Here is an 18,462-nt window from a genome sequence, read left to right on the forward strand (position 1 = left end):
GATTTTTTCAAAATTTAAATATGAGTCCTATAGCAACTTAGATGATTAATTAGTATTGATTTACATTCATGAAAATTAAATTACTAATTCATTGTTTTGTCACTAGCAGTATTTTATCACTACTAACCATAAATATATCAATTCAGCCATCACTAGCTTGCACTATAAATGTCATTCCAACTAGGTTGTACCATCCGCAGTTTATTAAAGGACAGATGGCACAATTGAATATTTCATAAAAACCGAACTTTGTATAAATCAAATAATTCTCCTGATTGCTTTTTGACTATTTTAGCACCTGCAGCTTTAATTATTTTTTCCCATTCAGATACAGATTCTAAAAATACTTCTGCACCTAAATAGGTTTCTAAAACTGCCCAATCTTCTGCTAAAGGTTGTTCTGAATTAAGAATATCAAATACAAAATGCGCTCCGGGTTTTAATACCCGTTTGACTTCTAGTAATACAAGATTCCAATATTCTAGAGGAAAATAACAACTAAATCCTGTAGCTATGACTAAATCAAATTGTTCTGAAGGGTAGTTTAAATGATGTGCTGTTCCTAATTCCACACCTTTAAAGAGTTTTGAGTTTAATTGTGAACCACGTGAATTTAGGGTATCTCTAGCTATATTACTAATTTCTTGCCCATAAAAAAATGCTTGCCAATCTCGCCAAGGATAGATTAAAAAACTGACACCGCAACCAATGTCTAAACAGTGTTGATTTTTTTGAGGTTGGGCAATTTCCCAGAATGGAGAAGCAATTTTATAAGCTAAGATGCCATTTTTCCATTCTTGATATATTGACATTTCTTGGACTTCGTTTGGAACTTCAAAGGCTTCTTTTTGATATTCTTTATTGAAGCGATATGCTATTTGTGCTATTCTTTCTTGCCATTTGTCGGCGGGATAAATATTGTTTTTGTAAGGATTTGATGGCTGGTTTTTAGACATTACTTAGTTTGGTAATGGGTAATGGGTAATGGGTAATGGGTAATTGGTAATTGGTAATTGGTAATTGGTAATGACTTTATACTCTTGCTAATAAAGGTGCAGCAGCTAGAAGGGTTTGTGTGTAGGGGTGCTGGGGGTTAGCAAATATTTCTTTTGTATTTCCTAGTTCGACGATTTTACCACCATTCATGACGGCGATGCGATCGCACAAAAATCTCGCTAACCATAAATCATGGGTAATGAATAAATATGTTAATTCAAATTCCTCTTTTAATTGCAACATTAAATCTAAAACTTGTGTTTGTACACTTGCATCTAACATACTCACAGGTTCATCACATATTACTAATTTAGGACGAGTAATGAAAGCTCGTGCTATGGCTACCCGTTGTTGTTGTCCCCCTGATAAATCTGAGGGATAACGCTGATAATAAAGTTCTGCTGGTGTTAAACCTACTTTTTCTAACATCCACAAAACCTGTTCTTTTGCTTTTTCAGCATTAGCTAAATTGTGAATTAATAAAGGATCAGCTATACTTTGTCCCACAGTCATAGCTGGATTTAAACAAGCGTGAGGATCTTGAAATACCATTTGTATTTGTCTGCGGGAAGAACGGATTTCTTGACGGGATAAATTAGTTAATTCTTGTCCTAAAAATTCAACTTTCCCAGATGTAGGACGAATTAATTGTAAAATGGTTCTAGAAAGTGTACTTTTGCCACAACCAGACTCTCCCACTAATCCTAATATTTCCCCTGGATATAATTCTAAATTAATGCCATCTACGGCTTTAATTGTTTGATTTTTACCTTTAAATAAACGTTCAATAAAATTCGGTTCTATGCTATAATGTTGCTTGAGTTCTGTAACTTTTAAAATTGGATTCTCTTTACTTACTGTTCCCTGTTCCCTGTTCCCTGTTCCCTCTTCCTGTTGAATATGTAAAGCTGCTTTTAATAAAGATTGGGTATATTCATGCTGGGGATGAGCAAATACAGTTTCCGTTTTCCCCATTTCCACCATTTTACCTTGATACATTACGCCAATGCGATCGCAATATTCCGCTACCATTGCTAAATCATGGGAAATCAATAATAATCCCATATTTTCCTCTGCACACAATCGCGTTAATTCTTGTAAAATTTGGGCAGAAACGGTAACATCTAAACTGGTTGTAGGTTCATCAGCGACAATTAATTTAGGATGGAGGAGTAAAGCCAGCGCAATAGCTACCCGTTGACGCATCCCTCCGCTAAACTCATGGGGGTACTGACTCCAACGACTTGCAGGAATTTTTACCTTTTCTAAAGTCGCTAAAGCTTTTTCCTTCGCTTGTTGTTTTGATAATTCTGGTGAATGCGCTGCTAGGGTTTCTAAACAATGATTACCAATCGTCATCAATGGGTCTAATCGCGTCATTGGGTCTTGAAAAACCAAAGCTACAGCTTCACCGCGAAACTTTCGCATTTGCAGAGGTGTTAAATCTAATACCGACTCTCCCAGAAAATTCACTTTGCCTTCAACGCGACTAGAGGCAGGTAACAAACGCATGATTGCCCGTCCAATCGTAGATTTACCACAACCAGACTCACCAACCAAACCCATTTTTTCACCTGGTTGCAGTGTAAAAGATACATCATCAACTGCCCAGTTTTCCTCTTCACCGCTACGTTGGGGATAAGCTACACGGAGATTTTCAATACTAAATAAGGTTTCACTCATAGTTAATTATCGGCTGTGCGCTGCCTGTTTATATAAAACGTAAATTTAGGATAGTCTAGCAGATTAGCAAAAGTAGGTGTTAGATGTTCATAATTATGCTTTTGATTGTAGTTAAAATATTTTGTAGGGGTTTAAAAATTGAAACTTGAAAATCGGCTTGATATTAAACGCTTACAAAAATCTTTGATGTAATTTTTTAGTCTGTAGAATTTTGCTCAGTTCCACAATGATAACAATAAGGCAACTTTTTGTAAGTTAAATTATGGCAATTGTGGCATTCTACATATTGATAATAACCGCAATGTGGGCAATGGGCATCATGGGATTTAATGTTTTTCGCGCAGTTGATACATTGTGATTTTTGAACCCTTTTTGCAGCTTGAACTTTGGTATTAAAAACAACGGTTTGAAAAAACTTGATAATTCCAAAACCCAGCAGAGGAATTAACAAGATATAAACATAACTAATTAAGAACAGCAACCCACCAAATAGGGTGCTAACAATATCAAATAAGAATTGAAATATTACACCAATTTGCAGAAATTGTAATATCTTGAGAATCAGCGGAATCAAAAATATTACCAGCAAATGCCAGCTAATTAACGCTATGAGTCCATATCCTCTACTTTGACTTACTCTATGGACGAATAAAGCAATTAGAATTAGAGGTAGGAGAAAAATTGATTGAAAAGTAAACTGAATACTAGGATACCAGAATGATGCACTTTTATAGCCTTTTTCAAGTGTGGCAAATTTACTTTTATCTTGAAGAAAAGCTAGAAAATTAATACTTTCTGGTTTATTGAGAAGCTGATTTTTGAGATTAGTAATTTCCTGTTTTAGTTGGGAAATTTGCTGGTTATTTTTATCTAACTCTTGTTTAGCTTTTTCAGCCCTAATTTGATTGATGGAATTTCCCGGAGATTGTCCGGCAATTTTTTCTAAGAGTGTGGAATCATATTGATTACGAATATTTGTATTTGCTTGTTCTAGCTTATTAATTTTATCTTGTGTCTGATTGATAGCTGTGATATTTTTCTGATTTTGTCCATTATTTAGGGTATCTTTAGATTCGCCATAGCTCAGACATATTTCCGAAACTTTACCCAAATGTCCGACTTCTTTCTGTTGATATGTTTCTCTAAACTTGGGTTGATTATTATTGTATGCTATTGAATTTCTGATGATTTCATAATCTTTATCTTTAGCAGTTTGTTGATTGGTTTTTTGATTATAATTATCCCATTCTGAATAACATGGATAAGCTTGATAGGGGCTAAGATGCCATCTACTAATATCCTCTAAACCTGTAAAAACGTTGATTAAAATAAAAATATCCACTAAAATAATCACAATCAAACTCACTTTATTTAGTGGTTCGTTGTTGATTGTTTTGGAGTTATTAAAAAATCGAATTAAGAGATTTCGTATTCTAGTAAACATATAAATTCTCTGCTTACGTAGGTTAAGTTGCCCTGTAGTTGCAACCAACCTACCATAAAATATGCTAAAAAAAGCAGCAGTATTTATTTTTCATTTATTTTTCTCCATTCTCATCTGGTTGCAAAATAGCCTGACAATATCTAATTAAAGTTTTAAAACGTTCTTCAATCATTTTTATTCTCGCCTGTGCTGTTGCTGACTGTCTTGCACCTTGAAGAAACATCACATCTATTTCTAATAAACGCAGTTGCTTACTCATCTCCGTTTGATATGACTGCTGCCGCGAGTCTAAATCAGTCAAAGATACAATGTGCTGTACAAACCATTGCTGCAACTCAGTTAAACGCTGTCGCAGGGTAGGTGCATTTAGTTGAATATTAGTGACATTAGAGCATAATTGCTCTAGTAATGTGGCGAATTCCTGATATTTTTCAAGATTTAGAGACATCTAAATTTTAGTGAAGATAGTTAAAATATCTAATATACAGCAGAATTCAGGAGTCAGGAGTCAGGAGTAAAACTGGCTTTGTCTATAGGTTTGAATTTAGATGTTGTACCTCCTAACTACGCAAACTGCTGTAAATTATTTGCGACTTGATAGAACGGTTTGTTCTCAAGAATCTTGAGTTTACTCACAAGCATTTGCTACTTGTGCATAAAAAGCTTGGGATGTCAGGGTTGTAGCGGACAACATCCATAAGGAAATTTTGTTTGAAAACATTATAATATTTTTCATTGGAACTTAATTAGTATAGTTTGTCAACACAAAAAAATAATTATGGTGTGAACCCAAGACAATTATAGTTATGCAGCAGGGAAATTTAGAACAATTACTACCAGACGCTTTTTAGGAAGAGAATATCAATACTGTTTAAAAACCCCTTCTGGAAAAGAGACTCATGCTCGACTCATGGCTAGTAATGCCATACCTGTAGGGACAAAGGTAGAGTTATTGACAACAGGTAATAGTGTACACTTTTTTCCAGGTTGAACTGAGCTAACCTAACAGTATCATCGTTTTTATCTTTAAAAAACTTAATACCCAGATCACAGACTTCTCAAAGAAGTTGGTGATCTATAATCCTGAAGGTTTTATGTTTAATGATGATCAACAAACCGCAAAGGACGCAAAGATACCCAAGGGAAGAGGTTTAAAAGATTTTTTGTATCAGTATGTAAAATATATGGTTATGTTTAAGTTATGCCATTATCAGCGATAATATATAATTGTGACACATCAATCAAGGCGCAAGCCTCAGAGGATGTTTTGTGGCTTTGTTTACCAGTAATGGTTTTTCAGCCCTTATGTGCCTCTATCCCAGCAATGGATGATGATCACAGGTAATTAAAAACTCATATTCAAATTATTTTTCCTACTCATCTGTAGGGCAGCATCTTCTAATTTTGATGATGCTGTCATTTTCGTCTATATCTCACTTATCCACCAAAAACTTATCATCTCTCTTGTATGAGCAGCTTACTTCTTGATTCCTCAGTTGATGTCAGTCTTCCGGAATGGCTCAAGAAATGTTTACGAGAAACATCAGTCAAGGGCAACACGGCGGAAGATGACCGAACGCATAATGATGTGACTTTGATTTGTAATGCCTTTAAATTTGCCTACCAACTGCATCAAGGACAGTATCGCAAATCTGGAGAGGCTTACATTGCCCATCCAGTAGCTGTAGCTGGCTTGCTGCGAGATTTGGGAGGTAGTCCTGCTATGATAGCAGCTGGATTTCTTCATGATGTAGTTGAAGATACAGAAGTTACAAGTGAAGAAATAGAAGAGCATTTTGGAGCAGAAGTCAGGCAATTGGTGGAAGGTGTCACCAAGCTGTCTAAAATTAATTTCACCAGTAAAACCGAAAGCCAAGCGGAAAATTTCCGGCGAATGTTTTTGGCAATGGCGCAGGATATTCGGGTAATTGTGGTGAAATTGGCGGATCGTTTGCATAATATGCGAACCTTGCAGTATATGTCAGAAGCCAGCCGTCGCCGTAGCGCCCAGGAAACACGAGATATTTTTGCACCTTTGGCTAATCGCTTGGGTATTTGGCGGATTAAATGGGAATTGGAGGATTTGGCGTTTAAATATTTGGAACCTGATGCTTACCGGGAAATGCAGCAGCACGTTTCGGAAAAACGGACAGCGCGGGAAGAAAAGTTGGCTAAAGCTACGGAAGTGTTGCGGGAACGAATGCGACAGGCAGGTATTCAGTGTTTGGATGTGAGCGGCCGCCCCAAACATCTTTATAGCATTTATCAAAAAATGCAGCGTCAGCAAAAGGAATTTCATGAAATTTATGATTTGGCTGCACTGCGAATAATTGTGCAGACTAATGAGGAATGTTATCGGGCTTTGGCGGTGGTTCATGATGCTTTTCGTCCCATTCCCGGCAGATTTAAAGATTACATCGGTTTGCCCAAACCCAACCGTTACCAGTCCTTGCATACTGGGGTAATTGGTTTGACTGGTCGCCCTTTGGAAGTGCAAATTCGGACAATGGAAATGCATCATATTGCTGAGTACGGGATTGCTGCACATTGGAAGTATAAAGAAACCGGCGGTTCTACTTTTAGTCAACCTACAGGCTCAGATGAGAAGTTTACTTGGTTACGGCAATTATTGGATTGGCAGAGTGATTTAAAAGACGCGCAGGAATATTTAGATAGTGTTAAAGACAATCTATTTGAAGATGATGTTTATGTCTTCACCCCTAAGGGGGATGTCGTACCGTTAAGTCCCGGATCTACGAGTATAGATTTTGCTTATCGAATTCATACAGAGGTAGGAAATCATTGTGCGGGGGCGCGGGTAAATGGGCGGATAGTTCCATTATCAACGCGGTTACACAATGGTGATATTGTGGATATTATTACGCAAAAAAATAGCCATCCTAGTTTGGATTGGTTGAATTTTGCCCGGACTTCGGCGGCGAAATATCGGATTAAACAATGGTACAAGCGATCGCGCCGGGAAGAAAATGTAACCAGGGGACGAGATTTATTAGAGAAGGAACTTGGTAAAACCGGTTTTGATAACTTGCTGAAATCAAATGCAATGCAGACTGTGGCGGAAAAGTGCAATTATCACAGTGTGGAAGATTTACTGGCAGGTTTAGGTTATGGGGAAATTACCTTAAACTTGGTGTTAAATCGCTGGCGTGAAGTGGTGAAAGCACAGCAACCTGTGGCTGATGTAATCCCATTTATACCCAAGGAGTCAACATCAAAAACCGCACGGGAAATATCATCAACTACTTCTCGTGCTAGTGATTCACCTATTCTTGGTGTGGAAGGGTTGGTTTATCATGTAGCTGGGTGTTGTACGCCGATTCCTGGTGAGGCTATTATTGGTGTGGTGACGCGGGGAAGGGGTATATCAATTCATCGCCAAGGATGTCATAATGTGGATAACGTGGAGTGTGAACGTCTAGTACCCGTCCGATGGAATACGGGAATAGAACATCATGGTCGTCCTCATACTTACCCCATCGAGATTCAAATTGAAACACTTGATAGAGTGGGAATCTTAAAAGATATTTTATCGCGGTTGAGTGACCAAGCTATAAATGTCCGTCATGCTAATGTAAAAACGGCTTTTGGACAACCTGCGCTCATTGACTTGGGTATTGATATTCGCGATCGCTCTCAATTAGAACACTTATTTGTGCAGATTAAAAAAATGAGTGACATTCTTAACATTCGCCGAGTTGGTCAACTTGAAGAATTACAGGCGTAATGGTTTTGGGGTGCGTTAAAAAACTAAACACTTTAACTTACCTTGGGGGGTGAAAGTCCCCCTGCTTCTACAAGCAGCGGTTTTTGCGTCGGGGTAAAATCCCCGTTGCAAAACGTAATTCTACATTCTACATTCTTCATTCTTTTAATGCACCTCTAGCCGCTGACAGAGTTGAAAGTCTATTTTTGTTTAGTTGTGTAAAGTTTGCCACCCAGTACCTTGATAACCATATTCAAATATTTCCGGGTGCAAGATTTCTGCTAAAATTTCCACAGAGTCAACTAAACGCGGTCCGGGTCGGTTAAAATAGGCGTTACCATCAGTGATGAAAACTCTCCCAGCTTTGACAGCGTGTAGTTTTTCCCACTCTGAACGCTGAGTTAATAGTTTCGTTTCTTGCTGAGTCCGTTGTAAATTAAAGCCGCAGGGCATAAAAATTATGACATCGGGGTTAGTAGCAACCAAGGTTTCCCAGTTGATGTGAGCAGAAGGTTTCCCACTAACACTAAACAAGGTCTGTCCCCCTGCTAAATTAATTAATTCAGGTATCCAATTGGCAGCTGTGATCAAAGGATCAGTCCACTCGATACAAGCCACTGTGGGCATTTCTGTGACAGACAAGCCTTGAATTTTACGGTTACAAATTTTAACTCGTGCTTCTAAATTCTCAATGATTTTTACTGAGTCTACCCCAAAGGTTTGGCCAACTCGTTCAATATCACCCCACACATCCCGCAGTGTGTTAGGCTGTAAAGAGATAATCTGGGGCGAAGTGTGGGTAAGTTGAATGACAGCTTTCTCTACTTCTGGTAAACTCACTGCACAGACATCACATTGATCTTGAGTGAGAATATGGGTAGGTTGCAATTTCTCTAAAACATCAACTTTGATTTTGTAGATACTCAAAGCAGATTGCAAAATTTTGCTAACTTCATCATGAATGGTATTGCTAGAAGCATTACCATTTAACCGTGCTTGGGTACAAACTGGAACATTGGCTATTTCTGGGGGATAGTCACATTCGTGCGATCGCCCAACAATGGCATCTTGTAAACCCAGTGTAGCAACTATTTCGGTAGCACTAGGAAGTAAAGAAACAATTCTTATATCTTTATCTATCATAAGTTATACCTCCTGGGGATAGGAGTTCAGTAGTTAAGAATAGAAAATGGGGTCATTTTTTTTAACATCTGTCTTCTATTCTTATTTTTGCATATTTTAACTGGCAGGGTATCTATCTTGAGGATGTTAGCATTTTTATTTTGCGTCTAAATGACAAAGCGCACAGTTTTATAAAGTATGTGTAAATTTTACTAGTTTATATCTAGACACTGGTAAGAAATGACATTATTATGAAAATGTAATACATAACAGGTGTGTCCATGAAGACAGTTAAAATATTAAAATTGGCCATATTGCCTATCTTATCCGTAATTGCCCTCATATCTGCTCCCAATACTGCACTAGCTGACTACTTAAGAAGTGAAGATTTGGGATAAAGATGAAGATCCGCAGAAAGACAGACCTGTGATAACTAGAAACTTTGAGTCTAGCAGAGAAGCATTAATTTACTTTGATTGTAATTATACTGATAAAAGTTTACCTGAGTGTCCTAAGAGATAATTAGGTTTAGTTCTCCGGCTTTTTGAAGAAGTCGGGAATATATTATTTTATATTAAAATTGATATCAAATTAAGCTAAAATATAAATATATATTAGGAATATTATGACATCTTCACTCTATCAGCGTGACTTTTTGCTTTGGACATTAGATACTGTTGATAAACTAAAAACTCATGATTTTGATCAACTTGATTTAGAAAATTTAATAGAGGAAATTGAAAGTTTGGGACGATCTGAAAAGAAAGAACTCAAAAGCCGACTTTTGATTTTACTAGAACATTTACTAAAAAGATTGTTTCTCAACTCACCTAATGATTATCGTAGTTGGGAAATTACTATTGATGAACAAAGACGACAAATAGAACTAGAACTGGAAGATTCTCCCAGTCTCAAAACTATTTGGGAAGAAGCTTTTAGTAGTGCTTGGAGACTTGCACTTAAAGGGGTTCGTAAAAATTACTCACAAGTTACATTTCCTGATGTCTGGCCATATCCTAACGATATAGATTCCATTTTAGATTGCGACTTTTGGAAATTATAATTATTGGTGGTTATCAGAATCAGGATATTCAGATTAATAAGGTTCATGAATTGATTTACATTCCCAAAACTGTCCGGGTCCGACTATTAAAATTTGCTCATTTGGCATTAATAATTCCCAATATGCCAGACCAGAATCATCTTCTAAATCTGGTTCTAAAATTAGTTCGTAACCACCCTCAAATGATAAAGTAAGTTTAAAATCATGATTACCACCAAGCGCAAAATTAGTTAGTTTTTTATTTTCCAAACACTGTAACTGTATTTTAGCAAATTCCACAGCATTTTGATTATTTACGAACATAGATGAATGACAGAAAAGATTATTTTCTAGCATTAAATACCAAGGTGTAGCCCTAGTGTTAAGTTGCCAGCTTCCTTTGCGTAAATGTGATAATTTAGGATGATCATATGCAGTCATTTTCCCAAAATGTAACCGTAATTCATCCCCATAACTAAATGTAATTTGATGGCAAGTTTCGCCAATAATTGGTTGAATAATTTGATTGAGATTTAGTATTGAATTAGCAAGAGATGTTTTAGGAGTCATAATTAATATCCTCTAAAAATTCTTTAGCTTTTTGTCTAAGTTCCTGATACGTAAAATCACCTCTATTATTTCCAGTTCCTCCATAACCCTTTCTTTTTTCTTCCTCCAGAAATGTACCAAAATCATCTCTTAATTCCGGTGACATACGAAATTCTCTCGCAATTGCATCAACTTGTTTAATATCATCTTTTTTACCCATAAATATAGAGAACCCCTGATTTTACATTTTAACATAAAAATATCACAACTTGTCTGAATCAGGATTTTCAGGATTTAAGGATTTTCAGGATGTTGAACACTAAGAAAAAATATCTTTGTAACTCTGTTCTTTTCGCGTCTATCCCTACGGAACGCTACGCGGACGTGGTTCATTTTGGTTAAATACCGCTAGTTTTGAATTTGTGAGGGAATTGACTTTTTTGGCCGCTTCCTTTGTCCTGGTGTCACATACTTGATTGCGAGATTGATGGTATTTTATTTTTGCACAAACTCTTTTATCCCCATCGCAAGACAAACTATGGCACTCAATTTATATTTACTGCGACATGGTGAAACTACTTTTAGTCAAAGTGGTAATTTCTGCGGTGAAACTAATGCAGAATTGACAAAAGAAGGAATGCAGATGGCAGAGAGTTTTGCCGATGTTTATAAAAAACTGAAGTGGGAAGCGGTTTATGTTAGTCCGATGAAACGTACCCTTGGAACTGCCAAACCATTTTGTGATGCTACTGGTATGGAGATGCAAGTAAGGGAAGGATTAAGAGAAGGTAGTTACGGTGAATGGGAAACTAAGAGTAAATCCTTTGTTCAGGATAATTACTCAGAAAACTATATAAAATGGTTGTCAGAACCTGCTTGGAATGCACCCATTGGTGGAGAAACTGCGGTACAAATTGCTAACCGTTCTATGCCTGTGATTAGTGAAATTATAGACAAATATCCCGACGGTAATGTTTTAGTAGTTTCTCATAAAGCCACGATTCGGATTATGCTTTGCAGTTTATTAGGAATTGATTTGGGATGTTACCGTTATCGAGTAAATATTTTGGTCGCTTCGGTAAGTAAGGTTAAATTTGATGTTAATGGTCCCTTGTTAGAAATATTAGGCGATCGCTATCATATACCAGATCATATTCGCTCTCGTCCAGGAACATAATAGCTGGTTCATAGATAATAAATATTGTAGGTTGGGTTGAGAAAACCCAACATAATCACAATTTATGGTCATATATGAGTGGTAATTTTAGAAATAGAATAGTATTTTAGAAAATTTCATCAGGAGTAAGTTGAAAAGAAGGAATTATTATTGAAGAGATAGGATTATTTCCTTATATCTTATGATGGGGATTTTGTCTGAATCAGGATTTCCAGGATTTAAGGATTTAGAGGATATAGATACTAAAGACTCACAAAAAAATATCTCTTAAACCTTATTTTTTCTGTGTATTTTCTCTGTGTCCTCTGCGCCTCTGCGGTTCGTTATTTCAAAATGGTGTAATTCATGAATTACCCCTACTGATATGTAAAGTCATCGCTATCATTCAAAGTTCCTCTTAATTTTCTAAAGGTAAGATAGTAATTAATTCAGAAAATCTGGCAAAATCGCCTGTATTGTGTGTAAGCAACCGAGGAATACCATAAACTAACATAGTGGCAACTATATTAGCATCATGTACCTGCTTGCCGCCAATATTAATTTCTGTCATTAATTTTAATAATCTTTCAGTTACCAAAGCATTATTTTCAGCAACATGAAAATAACTGCTAAAATACTCTATATCAGCTACTAAAGAAGTAATAGGAATTGTTCCAGTTAAATCACTACGTCTTGTCATACCTGATAAATATTCTCGCAAAGTTTGCCGACTAATCCACATTTCTATATCTTGATTAGCAAAATCTTGTAATCTTTGTATTGCTTGTGTGTGAAATGGTGATAAAGCTAAATTAGCATAAATCAAAATATTTGTATCTATAAAAATCGCTTTATCTATCATATAAATCTTCTCTACGAAATGTGAAATTATCAGCAACTAAACCCACAGGATAAGCTGAGAATTTTAATGTTTTTATTTTCTTTTCCCCTGCTAATTTTTCTGATTTAACACTTTCATTAATAACTATAACTATGTCATATTCACCTGTGGGAATATCAGGAGGTAATTGCACTGTAATTTGTCGTTCTGAGGTAACATTTACAACTGTTTCTATTGTTTGCATGATCTTTTACTCTGAACAGTATTAAGTATAATTGTAGCTTTTTTGGTACAAAAAGTCAATTTATTATTATAATAATGTAATCACGTTATTTACATACACAAAAAATAAACCACTTTGACAATATTCATAGCATCAAAATTAATCACTTTCATGAATTGATTTACATTCCCAAAACTGTCCGGGTCCGACTATTAAAATCTGCTCATTTGGCATCATTAATTCCCAATATGCAAGACCAGAATCATCTTCTAAATCTGGTTTTAAAACCAGTTCGTAACTATCTGCAAAGGATAAGGTTAGTTGAAAATTATTAGGATCAATGACAAAATTAGTTAGTTGTTTGTTTTCTAAATCTTTTAACATGACTTGAGCATGATCTGTAGTGAATTGTGGTGCTGGAATAAATAAAAACATATTATTCATCATTAAATACCAAGGTGTTGCTCTAGTGCTAAGTTGCCAGCTTCCTTGGCGTAAATCTGCTAATTTAGGATGATTATAAGGTGTCATTTCACCAAAGTCTAATATTAATTCATCACCATAACTAAATCCGATTTGATGGCAAGTTTCGCCGATAATTGGTTGAGTAATTTGATTTAAATTTGGTATTGAATTAGCAAGAGATGTTTTAGGACTCATAATTAATATCCATTAACTGCTTAATTTATTATAAATCTTGATTGTTTAGTGAAAGGCTAAAATATAAAGGTATAATTTTGAGATTATAAACTAAGTCTCAGAAAGGTATAAAGCAAATTGACTACTATTGGAAGTTATCAGGTAAAAGTTTTAATTGAATCCAACACTGAGGAAGTTGCTTTTCTTTCTCCAGCAACTATTGATGATATGCCCACAAATTGGTCTTGTAACTGGTTAAATATTTGCAATGAAACAGCCTCTTACTGTCAAAATATAGTGAAACTTGTTTATAATGATCAAATTTGGGGATTGGTAAAATATAGTCTTTATCCATATACTTATCCTGATCCAAGTCCCCCTACATTTCTGGAAATAAATAATTTAGAAGCACATCCTACCAGTCAAGGAGATGCGGCTAAGAGATTAATTGAACCTATTGGTAAATGGTTGATTTGGTATGCTATCAATGTTGCTTTCGAGTTTTGTGAACCAAAACTAGAAGCACCGCTAATTATACTAGATGCTTTGGATAAAGCTGTGCCATACTATAGAGATAAGGTACAAATGGAGTATCTTGGTTTATCATGTAGCACACCTGGAGAAGATTTATATGGCTTCAGATTTTCACGAGCCGCAGCAGCAGAATTTTGTCAGCGACATGAAACAAGATGGGGAGAACCCAAGCTATATGAGTAGTGAGGAAATAATGGCAGGGTCAAAACAGATAATGACTCATGCTCAAAGACAGGCTTTTCTGAAAACATCTTATGCAGGAAAGTTATTTGGTGTTGCACATTTACTTCCCGAAGTTATAGAGGTAACAGAAGAAAGATCAGAAAATTTACCACACTTAAAACGAGTGCGCGGACTATTCAAGTCTGGGGAACAAAAAGATAAACAATATAATTCTAATAATACCGAAGTTGCTAAACATGGAAGTTGGGATTTAGAGCAACACTAATGATCAGAAAGGTTTTATTAGATGATGATATTCTTCTAGATATTCTGCTCGAACGAGAACCATTTGTAGAAGATTCATCAAAAATTTGGGAATTAATTGAGGCTAAACAAATAGAGGGTTATGTAACACTTACAACCCTCAATAAAATATTTGATGTTGGTAGAGATAAAGGAGGATTTGAGATTGCTTGGGAGGCTATATCTGAAATTCGATCTGTAATGGAAGTTTGCATTATTGATGATAGATTTTTAGAAATAGCTCATTCATATCACCTTAAAGATTTTGAACAATCTATACAATTAGCTTGTGCAAAGGTTTTTAAATTAGACTACATTCTTACTAGAAAAGTTGAATATATTAAACCTTCTCTTCCAACTTCTCTTCAAAATTTAGGGGATTCTTATAAAGAATTTTTTTCTGTAGTTAAACCTACCTCATTTTTGTTCATTTACTTTCCTAGTCATTTGAGTTATGGTTTTTGCAACTCTCTTGAATTTTACAAAATTAATTTTCAATTTTACAGTAAACGTACAGAAATCATTACTCCAATTAATCATTCATTAAAATATATCCTAGATTCTATTTCTACTCAATCAATTGAAATACAAAATGAGCTAGAATCTGAAAGTAAAATTTCTGTGATCAAGCGAGATATTGCTACTATTATACGCTATATAATATATGCAATTTTAGCGGGAAATGTAACTTTAGATGATAATTATATCAATAATTGTTTTACAGAATGTAACTCTCTTGCTATATCACGTCAATCTTTAATTGTTGCTTTACAACATACGAAAGAATTAACTATTAAACTTACTACTCAACTAGCTAATCAAGATATTGATTTTTCTGATTTGAATAATATTTTGGTTAATGAGATCAGCAGATATTTTGATCAATTTATAATTAAACTCACATCATCTTAATTTTATATCCCCAACCTCTTAAAGAAGTCGGGGATCTTTATGACCCCCTACAAATTAATTACTCATTACCTTCAATTGGTGCAAAACCCTGACGTTGAATGTTTTCTGTAATTGTCCTTGGTTCTAGGAATTGCAATAAATAATCTGGTCCACCTGCTTTTGAACCAACACCAGAAAGTTTAAACCCACCAAACGGTTGACGTGCCACAATTGCCCCGGTTATATTCCGGTTAATGTATAAATTGCCAACTTCAAAATCTGCTTGTGCTTGTGCAATGTGGGAGGGTGTACGAGAATAAAGACCTCCAGTTAAAGCGTAATTTGTGGAGTTGGCAAATTCTAAAGCTTCCGTAAAATCCTTAGCACGAATTACCGATAAAACAGGACCAAATATTTCCTGCTGTGCTATTACCCCATTTGCAGGAACTTCAGAAAAAATCACAGGACCGATAAAATAACCTTGACTGGGTGCAGATAATTCCAAAGCTAAATTAGCTTCTTTTTTACCAATCTCAATATATTCTAAAATGCGATCGCGCGAATTAGCATCAATTACCGGACCTACTTGGGTACTGGGTAATTCTGTTTCCCCAATATTCAAAGATTTTGTTGCTTCAACCAACCTTTCCACAAAAGCATCATAAATTGGTTCAAGCACAATTACCCGTGAACAAGCAGAACACTTTTGACCACTATAACCAAAAGCAGACTGCACAACCCCCACAACAGCCTGGTCTAAATCAGCACTTTCATCAACAATAATCGCGTTTTTACCACCCATCTCCGCAATTACCTTTTTCAGATGCTTTTGACCGGGTTTTAAAATTGCTGCTTCTGCGTAAATTCTACATCCTACTTCCTGAGAACCAGTAAAAGCAATCACATGAGTATCAGGATGATTCACCAAATAAGCACCAACTTGAGAACCCTTACCAGGAACGTATTGAAAAACACCTTTTGGTATTCCTGCTTCTATCAAAATTTCCGTTAACTTAGAAGTAATAACAGAAGAAGTTTCCGCAGGTTTGAGTAAAGTACAATTCCCCGAAACCAAAGCAGCAACAGTCATACCGCAAGCAATAGCCAAAGGAAAATTCCAGGGAGAAATCACAACAGCAATTCCTTTAGGCTGGTAAATATAACGATTACTTTCACCAGCAACGTCATAAATTACACCCTGATCAAGACGTTCCATCTCATCAGCGTAATAGAGACAAAAATCTATAGCTTCCGAAACCTCCCCATCAGCTTCCTTAACAGGTTTTCCCACCTCCAAAACTATCCAAGCTGAAAGTTCAGCACGTCTTTCTTCCATCAACTCAGCAGCTTTCCGCAAAATATCAGCACGTTGCTTAACCGGAGTCTTCTTCCAACCAGGAAAAGCAGCTTTAGCAGCTTTCATTGCTTCCTCAGCTTGTTCAATGCTAAGTAAGCCCACCTTACCAACCACCTGACTAAAATTAGAAGGATTAAGAGAATCAACAAAAGTTGTAGTATTTACATATTCCCCATTAATCAAAGGTAAATAAGTCTTACCCAACAGTTGACGCACATTTTGGAAAGCTGTTTGAGAAACCATTCTTTTCTCTTCCTCAGCAAAATCCGTATCCGCAACACCAACAAAACCCTCTTTTTCCTCTCTGCGCCTCTGCGCCTCTGCGTGAGATAATAAAATAGGAGCAGCTAACAACTCATCCACAGGCTTATTTTCCAAATTTTGCCGTAAAAACGAACTATTCGCTGTATTTTCCAATAAACGACGAATTAAATAAGCCATTCCCGGTAACAAGTCACCATAGGGACAATAAACCCGAACCCGATAACCCTTATCTACCAAAGCTTTTGCAATTTTATCACCCATCCCATAAAGCACTTGCATTTCAAAGCGACGACTGGGAACTTTGAGACTTTCTGCTATTGCGATCGCACGAGATTGCGATCGCACATTATGACTACCTATGGCAGAATAAACATACTCGTGATTTTCCAACAAAAGCTGAGTTATCGCTTCAAAATTGGCATCTGTGGCCACTTTATCATTAAAAACTGGTTGTTTCCAGTGTTTTTGTTCTGCTTTAATAGTTTCCTGATCCCAATATGCACCTTTAACCAAACGGATAGTTAAAGGATAACCGCGCTGTTTTAACCAAGTAATGATATCTTTTGCATCTTCTTCACTATCACGCAGATATGCTTGGATGGTGATCCCGATATCTGTACGTTGACGAAATTCTTCTTCCAGTAAAAGCTTTTTGAGAATCTTGAAAGTGATATCTTTATAGGCATACTGTTCCATATCAAAATGGACTGCTGCACCCAATTCTTTCGCACGACGTAATAAAATTCTAATGCGATCGCTCACCCGTTCTTCACTACCATCCGCATTTAAAGGATCAAACTGAGAATAAAACGCAGTTAACTTCACAGAAACCTGCACTTTAGGGATCATTTCCCCATCAGCTTCATCAATAGCGGGAATATGCGACCATTTTTTTGATGCTTCCACTAATTGCTGCATCAATTCCATGTATCTTTCTAAATAAGACTGGGCTTCTGTTTCCGTAATTACCGCTTCACCGAGTAAGTCAATAGTGAAAGCCATCTTTTCTTTTCTGAGCTTTTCAACAGTTTTAATGACTTGTTGGATATTTTCCCCAGAAATATATTTATGTGCTAAAGTTTGCACAGCAGTTTCCACAGTTGTTGCTGCCACCTGTCCCGGCATAGAATCAGGATTAGCAAAATTGAGCATACCCTTTAAAGCTGCGGGTAATTCTACCGACTCATCTCCTAAATATTCTTGTAAATGGGACGCAATTTCTGATTTACTATGTAAAGCGGGTAAAGTATCAATAAACCGAAATAACTGTACTCTTAGACCAGGATTACTCATAGCCCAAGCGAGTAGTTTATCATCCCAGCGCATCTGGTCACGCAAAGAAGCTAAAAAAGAGCGATTTTCTTGAGTAGCAGCGAGAACCTGTTTAGCAATTTCTTGGGTTTTCGCTTCGTATATGCTGTTTTCTACTTGTAATACCATAAATTTGTTAGTAGTTAGTTGTCAGTTTCCAAACGACATTTTTTTGGCGTAATGTTGAATGATAGTGTAAAAATGGATTACGGTGTTATTTC

The 18,462-nt window shown here is 36.2% G+C and carries 18 protein-coding genes; 7 read left to right on the forward strand and 11 right to left on the reverse strand.

What is annotated here, in order from left to right:
- Positions 1-233: 233 nt before the first annotated feature.
- From VB694_RS09115 to patD, 4 genes are all read right to left on the reverse strand, one after another.
- Positions 234-956, reverse strand: coding sequence for a class I SAM-dependent methyltransferase (locus tag VB694_RS09115; RefSeq protein WP_323359992.1), 723 nt, complete (start codon positions 954-956; stop codon positions 234-236).
- Between the two features lie 76 nt (positions 957-1,032).
- Entirely contained in the window at positions 1,033-2,679 is a 1,647-nt protein-coding gene (locus VB694_RS09120; RefSeq protein ID WP_323359993.1) for an ABC transporter ATP-binding protein, read from the reverse strand.
- A gap of 196 nt (positions 2,680-2,875) precedes the next feature.
- A complete protein-coding gene (locus tag VB694_RS09125; protein ID WP_323359994.1) occupies positions 2,876-4,123 on the reverse strand; it encodes a hypothetical protein in 1,248 nt (415 codons plus the stop codon).
- A 94-nt stretch (positions 4,124-4,217) separates the two neighbouring features.
- Positions 4,218-4,571: a heterocyst frequency control protein PatD gene (gene patD / locus VB694_RS09130; protein WP_323359995.1), complete on the reverse strand. Its 354-nt coding sequence runs from the start codon at positions 4,569-4,571 to the stop codon at positions 4,218-4,220.
- 381 nt (positions 4,572-4,952) lie between these two features.
- On the opposite strand from patD, the gene VB694_RS09135 reads away from it, so the two are divergent.
- Positions 4,953-5,114, forward strand: a complete 162-nt coding sequence (locus VB694_RS09135) for a hypothetical protein (RefSeq protein ID WP_323360048.1) — start codon at positions 4,953-4,955, stop codon at positions 5,112-5,114.
- 477 nt (positions 5,115-5,591) lie between these two features.
- Positions 5,592-7,868 carry a bifunctional (p)ppGpp synthetase/guanosine-3',5'-bis(diphosphate) 3'-pyrophosphohydrolase gene (locus VB694_RS09140; RefSeq protein WP_323359996.1) on the forward strand — a complete coding sequence of 759 codons (2,277 nt, stop codon included), beginning with the start codon at positions 5,592-5,594 and terminating at the stop codon, positions 7,866-7,868.
- A gap of 189 nt (positions 7,869-8,057) precedes the next feature.
- Here the strand turns inward: VB694_RS09140 and VB694_RS09145 are convergent, their stop codons facing one another.
- Positions 8,058-8,990, reverse strand: a complete 933-nt coding sequence (locus VB694_RS09145; protein ID WP_323359997.1) for a cobalamin-binding protein — start codon at positions 8,988-8,990, stop codon at positions 8,058-8,060.
- Between the two features lie 604 nt (positions 8,991-9,594).
- On the opposite strand from VB694_RS09145, the gene VB694_RS09150 reads away from it, so the two are divergent.
- Entirely contained in the window at positions 9,595-10,032 is a 438-nt protein-coding gene (locus tag VB694_RS09150; RefSeq protein WP_323359998.1) for a DUF29 domain-containing protein, read from the forward strand.
- A gap of 33 nt (positions 10,033-10,065) precedes the next feature.
- Here the strand turns inward: VB694_RS09150 and VB694_RS09155 are convergent, their stop codons facing one another.
- Together VB694_RS09155 and VB694_RS09160 are read right to left on the reverse strand one after the other, a co-directional pair.
- Complete coding sequence (locus VB694_RS09155; protein ID WP_323359999.1) at positions 10,066-10,581, reverse strand: hypothetical protein; 516 nt, start codon at positions 10,579-10,581, stop codon at positions 10,066-10,068.
- Complete coding sequence (locus VB694_RS09160; protein ID WP_323360000.1) at positions 10,571-10,780, reverse strand: hypothetical protein; 210 nt, start codon at positions 10,778-10,780, stop codon at positions 10,571-10,573. Before VB694_RS09160 ends, VB694_RS09155 begins: the two co-directional genes overlap by 11 nt.
- A 318-nt stretch (positions 10,781-11,098) precedes the next feature.
- Between VB694_RS09160 and VB694_RS09165 the strand changes: the two genes are divergently transcribed.
- Entirely contained in the window at positions 11,099-11,737 is a 639-nt protein-coding gene (locus VB694_RS09165) for a histidine phosphatase family protein (protein ID WP_323360001.1), read from the forward strand.
- Positions 11,738-12,134: 397 nt separating this feature from the next.
- Here the strand turns inward: VB694_RS09165 and VB694_RS09170 are convergent, their stop codons facing one another.
- The 3 genes from VB694_RS09170 to VB694_RS09180 all read right to left on the reverse strand — a co-directional run bounded on the left by VB694_RS09170 (position 12,135) and on the right by VB694_RS09180 (position 13,440).
- Complete coding sequence (locus tag VB694_RS09170) at positions 12,135-12,578, reverse strand: type II toxin-antitoxin system VapC family toxin (protein ID WP_323360002.1); 444 nt, start codon at positions 12,576-12,578, stop codon at positions 12,135-12,137.
- On the reverse strand, positions 12,568-12,801 hold the full coding sequence (locus VB694_RS09175) for a hypothetical protein (RefSeq protein WP_323360003.1): 234 nt from the start codon (positions 12,799-12,801) through the stop codon (positions 12,568-12,570). The genes VB694_RS09170 and VB694_RS09175 overlap by 11 nt, the downstream gene beginning before the upstream one ends.
- A gap of 138 nt (positions 12,802-12,939) precedes the next feature.
- Positions 12,940-13,440 (reverse strand): hypothetical protein, encoded by a 501-nt coding sequence (locus tag VB694_RS09180; RefSeq protein ID WP_323360004.1) that lies wholly within the window; start codon positions 13,438-13,440, stop codon positions 12,940-12,942.
- A 117-nt stretch (positions 13,441-13,557) separates the two neighbouring features.
- Here VB694_RS09180 and VB694_RS09185 point away from each other — a divergent pair, with 117 nt between their 5' ends.
- The 3 genes from VB694_RS09185 to VB694_RS09195 are packed head-to-tail and all read left to right on the forward strand — an operon-like array spanning position 13,558 to position 15,330.
- Positions 13,558-14,136, forward strand: coding sequence for a hypothetical protein (locus VB694_RS09185; RefSeq protein ID WP_323360005.1), 579 nt, complete (start codon positions 13,558-13,560; stop codon positions 14,134-14,136).
- Positions 14,129-14,401 carry a hypothetical protein gene (locus VB694_RS09190; protein WP_323360006.1) on the forward strand — a complete coding sequence of 91 codons (273 nt, stop codon included), beginning with the start codon at positions 14,129-14,131 and terminating at the stop codon, positions 14,399-14,401. Before VB694_RS09185 ends, VB694_RS09190 begins: the two co-directional genes overlap by 8 nt.
- Positions 14,401-15,330, forward strand: a complete 930-nt coding sequence (locus tag VB694_RS09195; RefSeq protein WP_323360007.1) for a PIN domain-containing protein — start codon at positions 14,401-14,403, stop codon at positions 15,328-15,330. The genes VB694_RS09190 and VB694_RS09195 overlap by 1 nt, the downstream gene beginning before the upstream one ends.
- Before the next feature lie 58 nt (positions 15,331-15,388).
- Here the strand turns inward: VB694_RS09195 and pruA are convergent, their stop codons facing one another.
- A complete protein-coding gene (pruA, locus tag VB694_RS09200; protein ID WP_323360008.1) occupies positions 15,389-18,370 on the reverse strand; it encodes an L-glutamate gamma-semialdehyde dehydrogenase in 2,982 nt (993 codons plus the stop codon).
- Between the last annotated feature and the right edge of the window lie 92 nt (positions 18,371-18,462).

This window comes from Anabaena sp. UHCC 0451 (assembly GCF_034931405.1).
Taxonomy (GTDB): domain Bacteria; phylum Cyanobacteriota; class Cyanobacteriia; order Cyanobacteriales; family Nostocaceae; genus RDYJ01.

What these genes read in the sequence shown, in the direction of transcription:
- VB694_RS09175 (WP_323360003.1), bottom strand. Translation starts at nt 12,801, where the DNA reads ATGCAAACAATAGAAACAGTTGTAAATGTTACCTCAGAACGACAAATT.
- VB694_RS09180 (WP_323360004.1), bottom strand. Translation starts at nt 13,440, where the DNA reads ATGAGTCCTAAAACATCTCTTGCTAATTCAATACCAAATTTAAATCAA.
- VB694_RS09140 (WP_323359996.1), top strand. Translation starts at nt 5,592, where the DNA reads ATGAGCAGCTTACTTCTTGATTCCTCAGTTGATGTCAGTCTTCCGGAA.
- VB694_RS09160 (WP_323360000.1), bottom strand. Translation starts at nt 10,780, where the DNA reads ATGGGTAAAAAAGATGATATTAAACAAGTTGATGCAATTGCGAGAGAA.
- VB694_RS09170 (WP_323360002.1), bottom strand. Translation starts at nt 12,578, where the DNA reads ATGATAGATAAAGCGATTTTTATAGATACAAATATTTTGATTTATGCT.
- VB694_RS09120 (WP_323359993.1), bottom strand. Translation starts at nt 2,679, where the DNA reads ATGAGTGAAACCTTATTTAGTATTGAAAATCTCCGTGTAGCTTATCCC.
- VB694_RS09195 (WP_323360007.1), top strand. Translation starts at nt 14,401, where the DNA reads ATGATCAGAAAGGTTTTATTAGATGATGATATTCTTCTAGATATTCTG.
- VB694_RS09125 (WP_323359994.1), bottom strand. Translation starts at nt 4,123, where the DNA reads ATGTTTACTAGAATACGAAATCTCTTAATTCGATTTTTTAATAACTCC.
- VB694_RS09150 (WP_323359998.1), top strand. Translation starts at nt 9,595, where the DNA reads ATGACATCTTCACTCTATCAGCGTGACTTTTTGCTTTGGACATTAGAT.
- pruA (WP_323360008.1), bottom strand. Translation starts at nt 18,370, where the DNA reads ATGGTATTACAAGTAGAAAACAGCATATACGAAGCGAAAACCCAAGAA.
- VB694_RS09155 (WP_323359999.1), bottom strand. Translation starts at nt 10,581, where the DNA reads ATGACTCCTAAAACATCTCTTGCTAATTCAATACTAAATCTCAATCAA.
- VB694_RS09165 (WP_323360001.1), top strand. Translation starts at nt 11,099, where the DNA reads ATGGCACTCAATTTATATTTACTGCGACATGGTGAAACTACTTTTAGT.
- VB694_RS09190 (WP_323360006.1), top strand. Translation starts at nt 14,129, where the DNA reads ATGAGTAGTGAGGAAATAATGGCAGGGTCAAAACAGATAATGACTCAT.
- VB694_RS09115 (WP_323359992.1), bottom strand. Translation starts at nt 956, where the DNA reads ATGTCTAAAAACCAGCCATCAAATCCTTACAAAAACAATATTTATCCC.
- VB694_RS09145 (WP_323359997.1), bottom strand. Translation starts at nt 8,990, where the DNA reads ATGATAGATAAAGATATAAGAATTGTTTCTTTACTTCCTAGTGCTACC.
- patD (WP_323359995.1), bottom strand. Translation starts at nt 4,571, where the DNA reads ATGTCTCTAAATCTTGAAAAATATCAGGAATTCGCCACATTACTAGAG.